Below are 14,594 nucleotides of genomic sequence, written 5' to 3'. Positions count from 1 at the left end.
GAGCTGCCTGCCTTGGTTGGTGACCAAGCGTAGCGCGGCGGCCTTTCTACTTCTTCGGCGCTTTCTTGACCGTCTTCTTCGCGGCCGCCTTCTTTGTGACCGTCTTCGCGGCGGCCGGCTTGCTCTTTGGCTTGGGCGCTGGGGGCGCGCTCGCCACCGGCTTGCCGATGTTGGCATCCAGCCAATTGGCCACCTTCTTGGGGATCAGCTTGCGGTCCGGATCGTCGACGTCGTAGTACAGCGCATACAGCTCGGCGAAGAACTCGAAGTGCGACATGGCGGCGTAGCGGTCGGGCATCTGCTGAATCAGGTCCAGCGTGGAGGCCTTGACCACCAGCGGTTCGGCGTACCAGTAGTTGAGGAAGAAGGCGAGGCCATTGACCCGGTACCACTGGTCGAAAGTCGAGTACCAGTTGGCGAGGCTGCCCTCCACCGCCAGGCGGGGGCCGAAGCCTGGGCGGTTCCAGGGGTGAGCGGCCGGGAACGAGGGGCGCGCGCCGGGATCCCAGCTGCCGCCATCACCCAGGGCCTGCACTACGGCGTTGCTCATCTCGACACGCTGCGAGGCCGTGACCGGCCCCCAGGCGTTCCAGCCTCCCATCAGGGCAACCCAGGCGTCGATGGAGGCCCGGGTCGGCTTGAAGCGCTGCCAGCCGAACTCGGCCTGCAGCCAGGGGTCGACCACGGCCGCCTTGTCGGCATGCACGGCATGGCCAACCTCGTGTCGCAGCACATCTTCGAAGCGCTCCTTCTGCGAGAGCTCGGCACTGCCGATCTGGATCACCCCGGACCATTGGTAGGTGCCGCCACCGCCAGGCACCAGCTCGATCTCCTTCAAGTTCACATTGCCCTCGATGTTGTTGGGTGGCACGTTGCGCAGCAGGTTCCAGATGGTGTCGATGTCGGTCTTGTTCTGGTTGGTGGCCCACTCGTCTTCCAGCTTGATGCCGTACCGCACCTCGAGAAGCTGGTCCTGCGCAGCGCCGTCGTTCACCCGCTTGGCGTAAGTGAACAGGATCTGTAGGTCAGCCTTGGCGGAGCCGGAGAGGCTGGCGGCGTGCGGCAGCTGTGCGCACATGGTGGCGAAGTCGGCCGACTTCAGGTCGATCTTGCCGCCGGCGCGCACGGTGGCGGCGTAGGCCTTGAGGGCGTCGAGCGCGGAGTAGCGGGTGGTCCAGCGGCGGAAGTTGACCCAGCGCCGTTCGGGTGCAAACAGCTTGGCCTTGTGTCCGGCGCCATCCAACCATTGCTTGAGCTCATTCGGCTGGCTCAGGAAGCTGTCGGCCAGCAAGCGGCTCAGCTGCACCGCGTAGTTGCGCGGCTGGTTGTGGTGGTAGGCGGTGAAGCCGAGCTGCGTGGGCGTGCTCTCGCTCAGCACGAGCTGCAGCCGCGGCGTGCGCATCAGGAAGGGATGCTCCTGCAGCACGAAGAGCTTGAGCAGCTCGACATGGCGGTCATCGAGGCCGGCGTCCTGCGCCACCAGCTTCTCGCGCAGCTCGTCAAGGCCGTAGATCACGCGCAGCTGCTTGGGCAGCTTGCCACGATTGATCAGCTGGCAGCTGCGCTTCTGCGCGGTGAGGGTCTGGCCGTCGCGCCCATGGTTGACGCGCTCGCCGCGCGGCAACACCAGGAACACGGCGCTGCGTCCGGGATCCGAGTAATAGAACGGGCGCTCGATGACGAGCTGCTTGGCGCAGGCCGGGCAATTCACGCGGTGGAACTTGCCCTCCAGGATCAGCGTTCGAGCCGCCGGGTTGCGCCGGATGTTGACGCTGCGCGCGGCATCGGCGCTGAAGGCGTGGCCGCAGGAACACTGGACTTGGAGGGAGTGAAAGACAGCCATGGCATCCTCGGTGTGGGGTCGGATTGGGGCAGCCGGGCCCGCGCCCGGCGCGACCGAAGATAGACAAGGCCGGCGGAACCGCCATCCCCAGGAAGCGTGAGACCCGGTGAAGGGTCCCTGGGCCCTGCTTCAGCCCAGCTTCTGCAGAGCGGCGCGTAACGCCGGCAGCAGCCGCGCCTTGAGCGTCTCGTCGCGCGATTCGCTCAGGCTCACATAGAGCGGCCACAGGAACTCGCGGGCGTTGTGGATGCGGGCCAGCAGGGCGGCGTCCGGGTTGGCGTTCGGGGTAGCTGCCGCCAGCGCGCTGGTGAGCCAATGCTGCCAGTCCTCGGCCGAGATCTCACCGCGCGCGGCCGCGAACAGCGCCGGCCGCGCCAGCCGCTGGCCCTCGCCGAACTGGTAGGCCTGGCCGCCTGCAGCCAGCACCTGGCTGGCCACGGCCTGCAGGATGCGGCGCTGGGCCGCTGCGTCGAGCGCGGGGTTGAGGCTCAGTTGCATCAGCAGGTCGGCGCCATGGGCCACGCCATGGCGCCAGCCCTCATCCTGGGTGAAGCCGCGATAGTCCCGCACACCGGCCAGGTAGGCGCAGGCGCGCTCCAGCAGGTCAAGACGCTCGGCCGGGCTCAGAAAGGGCTGCAGGCGGTCGACCCGCGCGATCTCGGCCAGCGTCAGCGCGGCAAAGGGCGCGTGAAAGCCGGAGGTGATGTCGGGCCCGCTCAGCACCGGCAGCAGCCGCGCGCGCAGGACTTGCAGCGTCTCCGGCTTCAAGGCCTTGGCTCGCATCCAGGTCGAGAGCAGCTCGAATCCGAGGCCGTCACGCAGCGCCGGGTCGGGGTTGGCCAGGCAACTGGCCAGGTTGAGCGCATGGGTCTGCAGCACCGCCCGTTCGGCCTCGTTGGCCTCGGGTTTCAAGGCCTCGCGCAACTGCGAGGCCGAGGCGGCGGGACAGGCCGCTTGCGCAGCGGCAGCAAGCAGCGGGCAGGCAAGCAGGATCAGCAGGCGATGCATCGGCGGGATCTCCAACGGTGAAAGCAGGGCCGGCAGGCATTGTGATGGAGCGCCGGCGGCACACGGCTTGATCCTCTTGTGCGGCCCGCGCGCATGCCCTACGCTGGCCGCAAGCCGGGCCGCGCGCCCCGCACAGCTTGGGTCCGCAGGCAAAGGAGCACACCATGTCCAACCCCAGCAACGGCTCCCGCGGGAGCGCCAGCACCGGCAGCCCAGGCGGCGCCGGCGGCAACCACCCGGGGATGGCGGCCCTCCGCACCCTGGCCCTGGTGGGACCGGCCGGCGCGGGCAAGACCAGCCTGGTGGAAGCGCTGCTACACCAGGCCGGCGCCCTGCAAAGCCCCGGCAGCGTGGAACGCGGCAACACGGTCAGCGATCACGACCCGCTCGAAAAGCGCATGCAGCACTCGCTGCAGGCCTCCCTGGTCCACATGCAGCATGGCGGCCTTCGCATCCATGCCATCGACACCCCCGGCGCGCCAGATTTCACCGGCCAGTCACTGCCGGCGCTGGAGGCCGTGGACACGGCCGTGGTGGTGATCAATGCGCAGAACGGCATCGAGCTGATGGCCTCGCGCCTGATGGAAACCGCCGCCGCGCGCGGCCTGTGCCGGCTGATCGTGATCAACAAGATCGACGCGCCCGGTGTCAAGCTGCCCGAGCTGCTGGCACAACTGCGCGAGACCTTCGGCCGCGAGTGCCTGCCGCTGAACCTGCCCGCAGCAGGCAATAGCCGCGTGCAGGACTGCTTTTTCAGCCGCACGGGCGAGGCCGATTTCTCCTCGGTGGCGGAGGCGCACCAGGCGCTGGTGGAGCAGGTGGTGGAGGTCGATGCCGCCTTCGTCGATCGCTACCTGAATGAAGGCGACGTCGATGCCAGCGAGCTGCACGCGCCGCTAGAGCAGGCGCTGCGCGAAGGCCATCTGATCCCGGTCTGCTTCACCTCGGCTCGCAATGGCGCGGGCGTGGCCGAACTGCTGGACGTGATCGAGCGCTTGCTGCCCAACCCGACCGAGGGGAACCCGCCGCAGTTCCTCGTAGGCGAGGGGCCGGAAGCCGTGCCCCTGCAGGCCGCGCCCGATCCCGAGGCCCATGTGCTGGCCCATGTCTTCAAGATCAATGCCGACCCCTACCTCGGCAAGCTCGGCATCCTGCGCGTGCACCAGGGCACGCTGCGCAAGGGCGCACAGCTGCTGGTGGGCCATGCGCGCAAGCCCTTCAAGGTGAGTCATCTGTTCATGCTGCAGGGCAAGGAGCATATGGAGATCGAACAAGCTCTGCCCGGCGATCTCTGCGCCATCGCCAAGGTCGACGAGCTGCACTACGACGCCGTGCTGCACGATGCGCCGGAAGACGAGCACATCCACTTGAAACCGCTGGAATTCCCAGTACCCGTGCATGGCCTCGCGATCAGCCCCGCACGCCATGGCGACGAGCAGCGCATGTGGGAGATCCTCACGCGGCTGATCGATGAAGACCCCTGCCTCAAGGTCGAGCGCACGGCCTCCACCAACGAGACCGTGGTCTATGGGCTCGGCGAACTGCACCTGCGCATGCTGCTCGAGCGGCTGCGCGACACCTACAAGTTCGAGGTCAACACCCAGCCACCGCGCATCGCCTACCGCGAGACCATCTCCAGCCCGTCCGAAGGGCATTACCGGCACAAGAAGCAGTCTGGGGGCGCGGGCCAGTTCGGCGAGGTCTACCTGCGCATCGAGCCGCTGGAGCGCGGCGCGGGCTTCGAGTTCGTCGACGCGGTCAAGGGCGGCACGATACCGGGGCAGTTCATGCCGGCCGTCGAGAAGGGCGTGCGCGCGGCACTCGAGAGCGGCGTGGTCTCGGGCAACCCGCTCGTGGACATCAGGGTCACGGTGTTCGACGGCAAGCACCATTCGGTCGACAGCAAGGAAATCGCCTTCTTCACCGCCGGCAAGCGGGCATTGATGGCCGCCGTGCGCGAAGCAAGGCCGCTGGTGCTGGAGCCGATCGTTCAGATCGAGATCAGCGCGCCGGAACACGCCATGGGCGACATCACCGGCGACCTGGCCTCGCGGCGTGGCCAGGTCAATGGCACGCGCGCCAATGTGCCCGGCATCATCAGCGTGCAAGGCCTCGCGCCGCTGGCCGAGCTGGCCAGCTACCAGACCCGGCTGAACGCCATGACCAGCGGCCAGGGCCGCTACACGGTGGCGCTCGCCCATTACCAGCCGGTGCCACCCAACACGCAGGCGGCCCTGGTGGCGGCCCACCGCACACAGGACGAGGACTGATGGGCCCGGATTAGCTCCTGCTCAAGGAAGCTTTATCAGGGAGCTTTATCATTGCGCCCCATGTCAACCGCGCACCGCGACGTTGCCCAGATCCGTCTGGACAACGCCCTGCTCCTGTTCGAGGAGTTCGTCTCCGCCACCGTCAAGCACCCCGATGCCGCCGCCCTGCGCGGCCTGGAGCGGCGCTTTGCCGAGCGCCTGCAGATCCAGCCCAGCTACTGGAGCCAGATCAAGGGCCGCTCGCGCCAGATCGGCGAGCGCCTCGCGCGGCAGTTCGAGCAGCTGTGCCACAAGCCGCAGGGCTGGATGGACCAGGAGCACCAGGCGTCGGCTGCTCTTGCCCTTTCTGAGCAAGACAACTTGCCCAACCTGCCACAAGACGACGACGAGCGTTTCATCGTCGGCCTGGTGCTGACCTACTACCGCCGCCACCCGCAGCGCGCCCGCACGCGCCTGCTGGACCTGCTCGGCGAGGTGCTCACACCCGCTGCTTCGGCAGCCCCCTCGCTGGCCGCAAGCCCAGCAGCCATCGCGGCTGCCGCCGGCAAGCCCCTGCCACCACCGGCCACGCGCAGCGCAACCGCAGTCCAGGCCTCGGACGTGGACGAATGGCGCCGCCTGCAACAGGGCATCGCGCCCTTGAAGCCCAAAAAGCGCTGACACCGCCCCCTAACTTGTTTATCAAGTTAGATAAAAAGTACTTGCGCAAGATAATCAATTGTTTATCATCTGCGCAAGTCGCGGCCTGGTTCACCGTGGCGTAGCAAGACCTCCCACCTTCAACCCCGGGGCTGCCCGGCCGAGACCTCCGATGACTTGCGTCTGAACCGGCGCAAGGCCAGCCGCGAGACCCGAGGCCAGCACCCCTTTGCCGCAAGACCCGCCCGCGCCATCTGCCGGCGTCCGGGCCTGCACCCTGATAGACCCGGCTCGCCCCTGGAGCCGCTGCATTCCCGAAACGCTGTGACGCCCACAGTGGCGCCGCCGCATGGCCAAAACGAAGCGAGTCCGCTCGCACAAGGAGATCCAGATGCCCCAGTTCACCTCGCCCCGCCCGAATGTGCTGCGCCTGAATAAACCGCGCAATCCACTGATTGCGCCGGCGCTGATGCGCCAGGCCGGCCGCCACGGCGCCGGCGCCCAGCGCCAGCAGGCCAAGGCACGCCTGCGAAAGGAGTTGCTGCAGCTCGGACAGCCCGACCGCAGCCCATGAACAGATCGCCGACCCCGGGCCGCAGCGCCGCCGGGGTCGCCAAGGAGACCCCTCATGCTGAGACTGGATGAATTTCAGGGCGCCCCCGACCCTGCCGAAACCCACCGGGCCTGGAGACAGCGCATCGCCGCGCTGCTGGCCCTCACCGCCCGCGCTTTCAGCGGCCTGCGCCCGCACCGGAGCAGCCCACCCGAGCTGGCCTTCTATGCCGAGGCCGCAGCCCCAGAAGGTGCGCTTTACGTCCCCGGGCCACTGCCCGGCCATCCAGACAGGGGGCCGCTGTGAAGCAGTTCATGCTCGTGCTCGCCCTGCTTCTAGCCACCTTCAAGCTCGGGGCGCAGACGCCGATATACGATCAAGCCAAGCTCCAAATGCCGCGTCATGACCACGCCCCTCTCTGCCGCCCCCTTGCGCCAGGCCTTGCCGGACCTGGCACGCTGGACAGGCTATTTCCGCCAGGCCGAAATCCCTGTGCTGTCGGCGACCGCCGAGTCGCTTGAGGAGATGCGGGCCAACGAGGACGAGGTCGACGCCAACATGCTGGGCGAGCTGATCGCCACCGATCCGCTGATGACGCTGAAGCTGTTGGCCTATGCAGCTGCCCATCGCAGCAGCCGGCTGGTGACCGATGCCGAGACGGTCACGGCCGCGCTGGTGCTGATGGGCATACCGCCTTTCTTCCGCGCCTTCGGGCCGCAACCCACGGTGGAGGCGCATCTGGCCGAGCGGCCCGATGCCCTCGAAGGCCTGCAGCGCGTGCTGCGCCGGGCTGATCGCTCGGCCCGCTTTGCGCTGGGCTTTGCGGCCCATCGCATGGACCCTGATGCGGCTGTGATCTACAGCGCTGCCCTGCTGCACGACTTTGCCGAGATGCTGCTGTGGGTGCATGCCCCCGACCTGGCGCTCGAGATCCGAAATCGACAGCGCGCCGACCGAACGCTGCGCAGCGCCGAGGTGCAGCGCGCGGTGCTGAACATCGAGCTCGATGACCTGGAGCAGTCGCTGATGCAGGCCTGGCGCCTGCCCGAGCTGCTGGCCCAGATCACCGACGACAAGCATGGCAACGACGCGCGCGTGCTGAGTGTGCGCCTGGCTGTTCGCCTGGCCCGGCACTCGGCCGATGGCTGGGACAACGCGGCCCTGCCGGACGATTTCCGCGACATCGCCCACCTGCTGAACCTCGACGTGGCCGCCACCGAGCGGCTGCTGCACGAGTTCGACTGAAAGCGCCGAGGCAGGCTCAGAGCGGCACAGCCGTCGTGCCCTTCACGCGGTCCAGCATGAAGCTGGTCTTGCAGTCCTGCACGCTGGGATGCTTGAGCAGGGTCTCGCTGATGAAGCGGGCGTAATGCGCCATGTCCTGCACCAGCACGCGGAGCAAGTAGTCCATCTCACCGGTCAGTGCCACGCACTCGACCACCTCCGGCCAGGTTTGCACAGCCGCACGGAACAGGTCCATCGGATTGCGCTTGTGGCTCTCGGTGTGCTTCTCCAGCCGCACGTTGATATAGGCCGTGAGGCCGAGGCCCACCTTCTCGGGCGGCACCAGGGCCACATAGGCGGCAATCACGCCGCTCTCCTCCAGCCGGCGCACGCGACGCAGCACGGCCGAGGGCGACAAGCCCACCTCGGCCGCGAGCGCGTCGTAGGTCACGCGGCCATCGATTTGCAGCGCCCTCAAAATGCGTCGATCAATGGTTTCCAGCTGGGGATCGGCTTGCATGGCCGATAGTTTTGCAGGATTCCTGCGCCACCGCCAGAGACGGCGCTCGAATTAGCAGGATTCCTGCGACAGCGCCCCCCTACAGTCTTGCCCTAGCTCAAGACCGCTAGACAGCAGGAGATTCACGCAATGGCATTCACCCCCTGGGACAACCCGATGGGCACCGACGGCTTCGAGTTCATCGAGTTCGCCGCCCCCGATCCCGCTGCCCTGGGCCAGTTGTTCGAGACCATGGGCTTCACCGCCGTGGCCCAGCACCGGCACAAGAACGTCACCCTGTACCGCCAGGGCGATGTGAACTTCCTGATCAATGCCGAGCACGATTCCTTCGCTCAGCGCTTCGCCCGCCTGCATGGCCCCTCGATCTGCGCCATCGCCTTCCGCGTCAAGGACGCCGCCTTCGCCTACAAGCGCGCTTTGGAACTGGGCGCCTGGGGCTTTGACAACAAGGCCGGCCCGATGGAGCTCAACATCCCGGCGATCAAGGGCATCGGCGACTCGCTGATTTACTTTGTTGACCGCTGGCAGGGCAAGAACGGCGCGGGCGCCGGCGAGATCGGCAACATCAGCATCTACGACGTGGACTTCGTGCCACTGCGCGATGCCGAGGGCAAGCCCATCAATTCCAACCCGGTCGGCCATGGCCTGACCTACATCGACCATCTGACGCACAACGTGTTCCGCGGCCGCATGAAGGAATGGGCCGAGTTCTACGAGCGCTTCTTCAACTTCCGCGAGGTGCGCTACTTCGACATCGAGGGCAAGCTGACCGGCCTGAAGAGCAAGGCCATGACCAGCCCCTGCGGCAAGATCCGCATCCCGATCAACGAGAGCAGCGACGACAAGAGCCAGATCGCCGAATACCTGGATCTGTACAGCGGCGAAGGCATCCAACACGTGGCCCTGGGCACCGACGACATCTACGGCACGGTCGAGGGCATGCGCAAGACCGGCGTGGTGTTCCAGGACACCATCGCCACCTACTACGACCTGGTCAACAAGCGCCTGCCCCAGCATGGCGAAGACCTGGAACGCCTGCGCGAGCTGCGCATCCTGATCGACGGTGCCGCCCATGAAGGCGCGCCGCACGAGCTGCTGCTGCAGATCTTCACCAAGGAAGTGATCGGCCCGATCTTTTTCGAGCTGATCCAGCGCAAGGGCAACGAAGGTTTTGGAGAGGGGAACTTCAAGGCACTGTTCGAGAGCATTGAGCTCGACCAGATCCGCCGAGGAGTCTTGAAGGCCGAGGCGTGAGGGCCGAAGCCTGACGAGGGACTGGTCGCACTGCTGACGGGGCAGACCAGGGGCCCCGGGTCGCAAGGCCCGGGGCCTTTTTTGTCGCCCGCCTTCGGCGACTCAGCGCGCCTGCAGCAGGGCCAGCACCTCAGCGCGGACTTGCGGGTCGTCGACCAGGCGCAGGTGGCCGCGCCCCGGCAGGTGGACGTTGCGCGCGCCGGGCAGCGTGGCCGTCTCGGCCGGGCAGACGATCTGGTCGCAATCGCTGAAGAAGCAATGCAGCGGCGGCAGCCGTCCCTCGCCGCCAGCCAGCTCCTGCAGCCAGGTGCTGTGGCGGCGCATCTGCCGGGCGTTCAGCATCGGTGCGGCGAAGGCCATCACGGTGCCTGCATGCGGCGTGCCCAAGGTGATCAGTCCGGCAACCCGCCCCTCGCGCCCATGGCGCCGCCACCAGGCACGCGCCGCCAGCCCACCCATGCTGTGGGCCAGCAGCAGCGGCGGCTGGCCGGTGGCGACCTCTAGCCGCGCGACGGCTTGCTCGATAGCGGCGGCATAGCTGTCGATCGAGCCATGAATGGGTTCCAGCGTCAGCGCGACATGCGGGATCGATAGGCGCTGCAGCTCGGGCATCCAGCCATTCCAGAGCCCGCGGTTGCAGCTGAAGCCGTGCAGCAGCAAGACGCCGCGCACCGCATTCGCGGCAGGCAGATAGTCCTCGTGATGCTGGGCGGCGAAGGGCTGGCGCCAACCGAAGCTGAGTTCCAGCGCCCCAGCCTCGATCCACCAGGCCTTCAGCAGCGCCGACAGCCCAGGCCGATGTTGGCGGTTGATACGCGCGAGACTCAGGAAGAGCAGCAGCAGGCTCAGGCTGCGCAGGTTCAGCATCAACAGCGCCAGCAGCAGGGCTGACGGCCAGCCACCGAGACGCCAGCCCAGCATCCAGCCGGCAGCCCCCAGCAGCAGCCTCACGAGCAGTCCCCAACGTTGCAGTTGCGCGTTCATGAAGCCAGTGTAGGGGCGGGCACAATCGGGCCGGAGCATGGACAAAGACAGCACCGCCACCACCATCCTGGCCCACCTGGCCACGGTCGATGCCGAACGGCGCCAGCGCGCCGCCGACCCCGCGCTGGGCGAGCGCGTCGAGGCGATCAAGGCCTACCAGCAGCAGCGCTTCGCCCGCACCTATGCCGACCTGCTGGCCAGCACACGCTACCAGCACGCGGCGCGCTTCTTTCTCGAGGAACTCTACGGCCCCGGCGACTTCAGCCGCCGCGACGCCCAGTTCGCCCGCGTGGTGCCGGCGCTGGCCCGCCTGTTCCCGCGCGAGGTGGTGCGCACGGTGGCGCATCTGGCCGAGCTGCATGCCTTGTCGGAGCGGCTGGACAGTCAGATGGGTCGGTTGATGAAGGATGGCGCTGCAGCCATCACCCGCCGCAGCTATGCCGAGGCCTGGCAGGCCTGCGGCATGGCGGCCGAGCGGCAGCAGCAGATCGAGCTGACCATCGCCATCGGTGAGGCACTGGAGGCCTACACACGCAAGCCGCTGCTGCGTCAGGCGCTGCGCATGATGCGAGGCCCGGCCAGCGCCGCCGGCATGCAGGAACTGCAGCAGTTCCTGGAATCGGGCTTCGACACCTTCCGGGAGATGCGAGGTGCCGCTGAGTTCCTCGACACCGTGCGCTCACGCGAGGAAGCACTGGCCAGCGCACTGTTTGCGTGCGAGCCGCAGGCGCTCTGTCCCGTCGGTGACGATCCCCTAGGGAAATTGCCCTAGGCGCCCCCGGCTGCGCTCCCGACCATGTCAGTCCGGTAAGAGAAACACACAAAGATTGGAGACATGGTGCAGTACGCAGCGATGAAGCCCTGGCTGAAAAGCTATCCTCCCGAAGTCCCGGCCGAACTGGCCACCGATGGCTACCACTCGCTGGTCGAACTGCTGGAAGAGGCTTTCCGCAAATATGCCTCGCGCGATGCGGCCGCCTGCATGGAGCAGCGGCTGACCTACGCCGATGTGGACCGCATGTCCCAGTCCCTCGGCGCCTATCTGCAAAGCAAGGGCCTGGAGCGCGGCGCCCGAGTGGCCATCATGATGCCCAACGTCCTGCAGTACATGGTGGCCATCGCCGCCATCCTGCGCGCCGGCTACGCGGTGGTGAACGTCAACCCGCTCTACACGCCGCGCGAGCTGGAGCACCAACTGAAGGACTCGGGGGCCGAGGCCATCATCGTGCTCGAGAACTTTGCGGCCACGCTGGAAGAGGTGATCGCATCGACCGCCGTGCGCCATGTGGTGCTGGCCTCGCTGGGCGACCTGCTGGGCTGGTGGCGCGGACCCTTGATCAATTTCGCGGTGCGGCACGTCAAGAAGATGGTGCCGGAGTTCCGCCTGCCCACCGGCGACGGCCGTACGGTCCTGCGCTTCAACAAGGCACTGGAGGAAGGCGAGCGCGGCCAGCTGCGACGGGTGGAGATCGGGCCGGACGACGTGGCCTTCTTGCAGTACACGGGCGGTACGACGGGCCTGTCCAAGGGTGCCACGCTCTTGCATCGCAATGTGGTGGCCAACATCCTGCAGGCCGAAGCCTGGTTCCAACCCATGCTCAACAAGCTGGGCGGCAAGCCGTTGACCACCGTCTGCGCGCTGCCGCTGTATCACATCTTCGCCCTGACGGCCTGCTACATGCTGGGTGCACGCCTCGGCATGATGAACCTGCTGATTCCCAACCCGCGCGACATCCCCGGCTTCATCAGCACGCTGCGCCAGTACCGCGTCAACCTGTTCCCAGCCGTGAACACCTTGTTCAATGCGCTGGCCAATGACCCCGCCTTCGCACGGCTCGACTTCAGCGAGCTGGTGATCTCTAACGGCGGCGGCATGGCCGTACAACAGGCCACGGCCGAGAAGTGGCTGAAGATCACCGGCTGCCCGGTGGTCGAAGGCTACGGGCTCTCGGAGACTTCACCGGTGGCCACCATCAATCGAATGGACATCGCGACCTTCAACGGCAGCATCGGTCTGCCCATGCCGTCGACCGACATCGCTATCCGCGACGACGATGGCAAGGATGTGCCGCTGGGTGAGCGCGGCGAGATCTGCATCCGCGGCCCGCAGGTGATGGCCGGCTACTGGCAACGCCCCGACGAGACCGCGAACGTCATGACGGCCGATGGCTTTTTCAAGAGCGGCGATATCGGCGTCATGGACGACGAAGGCTATGTGCGCATCGTCGACCGCAAGAAGGACATGATCCTGGTCTCGGGCTTCAACGTCTATCCGACCGAGATCGAGCAGGTGGTCAACATGCACCCGGGCGTGCTCGAGTGCGCGGCCGTCGGCATCCCCGATGCCCGCTCGGGCGAGGCGGTGAAGCTCTTCGTCATCAAGAGCGACCCGACGCTGGCCGAGGAAGATCTGGCCAGCTTCTGCGCAGCACAGCTGACGGCCTACAAGCGGCCCAAGTACATCGAGTTCCGCGACGACCTGCCCAAGACCAATGTCGGCAAGATCCTCCGCCGCGAGCTGCGCAGCAACACGGCATGAGCCCGGCCGCCGCCGCCTTGCTGCCTGCTGATCTGCGGGTGCTGGAGCGCGGCTGGCTGTCGTCGAACTCGGTGCTGATGACTGGCGATCCACGCGGTGCAGTGCTCGTCGACACTGGCTACTGCAGTCACGTCGACCAAACTGAAACCCTGATAGCCCATGAGCTGGCCGAGGCTGGCGAATCGCTGCGCCTCATCGTCAACACCCACCTGCACTCGGACCATTGCGGCGGCAACGCGCGGCTGCGTCAATTGCATGGCTGCCCCGTCCTGATCCCGCCGGGGCAATTCGATGCCGTCCAGTCCTGGGACGAAGAGCGGCTCAGCTACCGCCCCACTGGCCAACGCTGCCCGCGCTTCCAGGCCGACGGCATCATGCAACCCGGGACGGTGCTGGCGCAGGCTGGGCGCGAATGGGAGATCCTCGCGGCGCCGGGCCATGATCCGGACGCGGTCATGTTGTTCGAGCGGCGCTCAGGCGTCCTGATCTCGGCAGACGCCCTTTGGGAGCATGGCTTCGGCATCGTCTTCCCGGAAATCGACGGGGTGTCGGGTTTCGACGAAGTCGAGCAGAGCCTGGATCTGATCGAATCTCTCCCCGTCCGCCTTGTCATCCCAGGCCATGGCGCCGTATTCAGCGGGGTCGGAACGGCTCTGGCCGAGGCACGCAGCCGCCTCGCCTTCTTCCGCCTGCATCCAGACCGGCACGCGAGGCATGCCGCAAAGGCCTTGCTCATGTTCCACATGCTCGAGCGCGGCGAGAGCTCGCGCGCCGACTTGCTGAGCTGGCTGGAGCGCACTCCCATACATGCCGTCATGTGGCGGCAGTACTTTGGCGCAAAGTCTCTTCAGACCTGGACTGAGGAGTTGCTGCAGGAACTGGTGCGGGCCGCGGCGCTCCAACTTGACGGTGAGATGATTCACTGCACTTAGGGGCACCCGACCGTCATGTGCATGCGAGAACAACTGGGGCTGCCTGGCCTGGAAGTCTCCGAAGAGGCATTCGAGCTTGACCCTGTTGGCGACCCGCACGGCCGGCTGATGAGCTACGACCACTACCGGGCCATCGCTCCGCCGACGGAGGATGCGCGGCGAATCGACAGTGTTGCAGGCCAGGTTTGCCGGCAATACGGCCTCGCCAAGGGCCGCCAATCGGCCGATCGTCTGCATGTCACGCTGCTCGCGATCGAGTCGTTCCAACCCGATTTCGTACCTCGCGCGCCAATAGGCGCCGTCATCAATGCGGCCAGTTGCGCGGCACCTCGCTTTGGTATCACGATCACGATCAACCGCATATCGGCTTCTAGCCGCACCGGCGCACTCGTCTTTTGCCTAGATGAGCCTGCGACGCGCCGAATCACGGCATTGCGAAACTCTTTGGCCGTCGCTCTGCGAAAGGCCGGCCTGAAGCCGCAAGCTTCGAAGCCGCACATGACGGCGCTCTATGGCTGCGCGCTCGATGCTAAGCAGCCTATTGAGTCAGTTCAGTGGACCGCATCCCGCTTCGTCCTGCTGCTCAGTCACGTTGGCCTCAGCCATCATCAGTGGATCAGGGAATGGCCTCTGCTGGGGCCATCGCAGTCTGTCACTGGCGGTCCTGGGAATTGAAAGGATTGCCACAACCCGCCCAATCCCAGCATTCAAATGCTCGGTGCCTTGCCTCGTAGTTGAATCCAGAATTCCCCAAAAGCAAAAACCCTCCAGCTCTTGTGAGCTGGAGGGTTTCGCGGGGTAAATAGCCTGACGATGACCTACTTTCAC

14 protein-coding genes are annotated in these 14,594 nt (G+C 66.5%); 10 read left to right on the top strand and 4 right to left on the bottom strand.

Annotation, left to right across the window (positions count from 1 at the left end):
- Nucleotides 1–46 precede the first annotated feature (46 nt).
- Nucleotides 47–1,843: a CpXC domain-containing protein gene (locus tag J7U46_RS17770; RefSeq protein ID WP_282828237.1), complete on the bottom strand. Its 1,797-nt coding sequence runs from the start codon at nucleotides 1,841–1,843 to the stop codon at nucleotides 47–49.
- A 129-nt stretch (nucleotides 1,844–1,972) separates the two neighbouring features.
- Nucleotides 1,973–2,851, bottom strand: a complete 879-nt coding sequence (locus J7U46_RS17765) for a DUF2785 domain-containing protein (RefSeq protein WP_282828236.1) — start codon at nucleotides 2,849–2,851, stop codon at nucleotides 1,973–1,975.
- A 242-nt stretch (nucleotides 2,852–3,093) separates the two neighbouring features.
- On the opposite strand from J7U46_RS17765, the gene fusA reads away from it, so the two are divergent.
- The 5 genes from fusA to J7U46_RS17740 all read left to right on the top strand — a co-directional run bounded on the left by fusA (nucleotide 3,094) and on the right by J7U46_RS17740 (nucleotide 7,558).
- The gene (gene fusA / locus J7U46_RS17760) at nucleotides 3,094–5,121 is read left to right on the top strand and encodes an elongation factor G (protein ID WP_282828780.1); all 2,028 of its coding nucleotides are present in this window, start codon (nucleotides 3,094–3,096) and stop codon (nucleotides 5,119–5,121) included.
- Nucleotides 5,122–5,181: 60 nt separating this feature from the next.
- Nucleotides 5,182–5,781 (top strand): hypothetical protein, encoded by a 600-nt coding sequence (locus J7U46_RS17755; protein WP_282828234.1) that lies wholly within the window; start codon nucleotides 5,182–5,184, stop codon nucleotides 5,779–5,781.
- 328 nt (nucleotides 5,782–6,109) lie between these two features.
- A complete protein-coding gene (locus J7U46_RS17750) occupies nucleotides 6,110–6,334 on the top strand; it encodes a hypothetical protein (protein ID WP_282828233.1) in 225 nt (74 codons plus the stop codon).
- Between the two features lie 54 nt (nucleotides 6,335–6,388).
- Nucleotides 6,389–6,619: a hypothetical protein gene (locus J7U46_RS17745; protein ID WP_282828231.1), complete on the top strand. Its 231-nt coding sequence runs from the start codon at nucleotides 6,389–6,391 to the stop codon at nucleotides 6,617–6,619.
- Between the two features lie 96 nt (nucleotides 6,620–6,715).
- A complete protein-coding gene (locus J7U46_RS17740; RefSeq protein ID WP_282828230.1) occupies nucleotides 6,716–7,558 on the top strand; it encodes an HDOD domain-containing protein in 843 nt (280 codons plus the stop codon).
- A gap of 16 nt (nucleotides 7,559–7,574) precedes the next feature.
- Here the strand turns inward: J7U46_RS17740 and J7U46_RS17735 are convergent, their stop codons facing one another.
- Nucleotides 7,575–8,057, bottom strand: coding sequence for an Lrp/AsnC family transcriptional regulator (locus tag J7U46_RS17735; protein WP_282828228.1), 483 nt, complete (start codon nucleotides 8,055–8,057; stop codon nucleotides 7,575–7,577).
- A 129-nt stretch (nucleotides 8,058–8,186) separates the two neighbouring features.
- Between J7U46_RS17735 and hppD the strand changes: the two genes are divergently transcribed.
- Complete coding sequence (gene hppD / locus J7U46_RS17730) at nucleotides 8,187–9,311, top strand: 4-hydroxyphenylpyruvate dioxygenase (RefSeq protein ID WP_282828226.1); 1,125 nt, start codon at nucleotides 8,187–8,189, stop codon at nucleotides 9,309–9,311.
- A 102-nt stretch (nucleotides 9,312–9,413) separates the two neighbouring features.
- Here hppD and J7U46_RS17725 read toward each other — a convergent pair whose 3' ends face one another.
- Nucleotides 9,414–10,295 (bottom strand): alpha/beta fold hydrolase, encoded by an 882-nt coding sequence (locus J7U46_RS17725; protein WP_282828224.1) that lies wholly within the window; start codon nucleotides 10,293–10,295, stop codon nucleotides 9,414–9,416.
- Between the two features lie 37 nt (nucleotides 10,296–10,332).
- Between J7U46_RS17725 and J7U46_RS17720 the strand changes: the two genes are divergently transcribed.
- The 4 genes from J7U46_RS17720 (at nucleotide 10,333) to J7U46_RS17705 (ending at nucleotide 14,441) form a co-directional block, all read left to right on the top strand.
- Nucleotides 10,333–11,067 carry a hypothetical protein gene (locus J7U46_RS17720; RefSeq protein WP_282828222.1) on the top strand — a complete coding sequence of 245 codons (735 nt, stop codon included), beginning with the start codon at nucleotides 10,333–10,335 and terminating at the stop codon, nucleotides 11,065–11,067.
- Between the two features lie 63 nt (nucleotides 11,068–11,130).
- Nucleotides 11,131–12,834 (top strand): long-chain-fatty-acid--CoA ligase, encoded by a 1,704-nt coding sequence (locus J7U46_RS17715; protein ID WP_282828220.1) that lies wholly within the window; start codon nucleotides 11,131–11,133, stop codon nucleotides 12,832–12,834.
- Nucleotides 12,831–13,766 (top strand): MBL fold metallo-hydrolase, encoded by a 936-nt coding sequence (locus J7U46_RS17710; RefSeq protein ID WP_282828218.1) that lies wholly within the window; start codon nucleotides 12,831–12,833, stop codon nucleotides 13,764–13,766. The genes J7U46_RS17715 and J7U46_RS17710 overlap by 4 nt, the downstream gene beginning before the upstream one ends.
- A 21-nt stretch (nucleotides 13,767–13,787) precedes the next feature.
- Entirely contained in the window at nucleotides 13,788–14,441 is a 654-nt protein-coding gene (locus J7U46_RS17705) for a hypothetical protein (RefSeq protein ID WP_282828217.1), read from the top strand.
- Nucleotides 14,442–14,594: the final 153 nt, after the last annotated feature.

It is taken from the genome of Pelomonas sp. V22 (assembly GCF_030014915.1).
GTDB lineage: Bacteria > Pseudomonadota > Gammaproteobacteria > Burkholderiales > Burkholderiaceae_C > JAUASW01.
The sequence above is the reverse complement of the archived record's forward strand: the minus strand, read 5'-3'. Positions and strand labels throughout refer to the sequence as shown.

Bases quoted from the DNA above. Each gene is read 5' to 3' on its own strand.
- J7U46_RS17770 (WP_282828237.1), bottom strand. From the start codon at position 1,843: ATGGCTGTCTTTCACTCCCTCCAAGTCCAGTGTTCCTGCGGCCACGCC.
- J7U46_RS17765 (WP_282828236.1), bottom strand. From the start codon at position 2,851: ATGCATCGCCTGCTGATCCTGCTTGCCTGCCCGCTGCTTGCTGCCGCT.
- fusA (WP_282828780.1), top strand. From the start codon at position 3,094: ATGGCGGCCCTCCGCACCCTGGCCCTGGTGGGACCGGCCGGCGCGGGC.
- J7U46_RS17755 (WP_282828234.1), top strand. From the start codon at position 5,182: ATGTCAACCGCGCACCGCGACGTTGCCCAGATCCGTCTGGACAACGCC.
- J7U46_RS17750 (WP_282828233.1), top strand. From the start codon at position 6,110: ATGGCCAAAACGAAGCGAGTCCGCTCGCACAAGGAGATCCAGATGCCC.
- J7U46_RS17745 (WP_282828231.1), top strand. From the start codon at position 6,389: ATGCTGAGACTGGATGAATTTCAGGGCGCCCCCGACCCTGCCGAAACC.
- J7U46_RS17740 (WP_282828230.1), top strand. From the start codon at position 6,716: ATGACCACGCCCCTCTCTGCCGCCCCCTTGCGCCAGGCCTTGCCGGAC.
- J7U46_RS17735 (WP_282828228.1), bottom strand. From the start codon at position 8,057: ATGCAAGCCGATCCCCAGCTGGAAACCATTGATCGACGCATTTTGAGG.
- hppD (WP_282828226.1), top strand. From the start codon at position 8,187: ATGGCATTCACCCCCTGGGACAACCCGATGGGCACCGACGGCTTCGAG.
- J7U46_RS17725 (WP_282828224.1), bottom strand. From the start codon at position 10,295: ATGAACGCGCAACTGCAACGTTGGGGACTGCTCGTGAGGCTGCTGCTG.
- J7U46_RS17720 (WP_282828222.1), top strand. From the start codon at position 10,333: ATGGACAAAGACAGCACCGCCACCACCATCCTGGCCCACCTGGCCACG.
- J7U46_RS17715 (WP_282828220.1), top strand. From the start codon at position 11,131: ATGGTGCAGTACGCAGCGATGAAGCCCTGGCTGAAAAGCTATCCTCCC.
- J7U46_RS17710 (WP_282828218.1), top strand. From the start codon at position 12,831: ATGAGCCCGGCCGCCGCCGCCTTGCTGCCTGCTGATCTGCGGGTGCTG.
- J7U46_RS17705 (WP_282828217.1), top strand. From the start codon at position 13,788: ATGCGAGAACAACTGGGGCTGCCTGGCCTGGAAGTCTCCGAAGAGGCA.